Source organism: Cognatundibacterium luofuense (assembly GCF_018139685.1).
Taxonomy (GTDB): Bacteria; Pseudomonadota; Gammaproteobacteria; order Burkholderiales; family Burkholderiaceae_D; genus Undibacterium; species Undibacterium luofuense.
On record NZ_JAGSPN010000227.1, the window covers coordinates 1 to 395 of the forward strand.

1 pseudogene is annotated in these 395 nt (G+C 49.4%); it reads right to left on the minus strand.

The annotated features are described in order from the left end of the window. Positions 1-273: pseudogene (locus KDM89_RS20150) on the minus strand (sigma factor); the annotation flags it as partial. Between the last annotated feature and the right edge of the window lie 122 nt (positions 274-395).

Sequence of the window (395 nt, forward strand, 5' to 3'; positions counted from 1 at the left end):
ATTATCCGGCGTGATGCTGGAGAACAGGCTGACCCAGGTATTTCTGACTTTTTCTCTGCGGAAGTAGTCCAGCGTTGTGGTTTGCAAAATGCGCTGAAACAGCATGGGTAATTCGGCCGCTGGCTTGTCGCCGTATTTTTCGGATAACTTGATCATCGCTTCCTGCACGATGTCGAGCGCGGACTCTTCATTCCTGACGGCATACATCGCATGCTTAAAAGCACGCCGTTCCACGCCCTCAAGGAAACTGGATAATTCTCTGTCGGTGGCCATTGTTGGCAATATTCGCTTGGTAATTCAGATAGTCTGATCCCGGTCACGGGACCGGAATTGGCGGTTTTTGTTCCGTAAAAGTGCGCACATGCTAGCAAAAATGACTCTACATGTCCTTAACT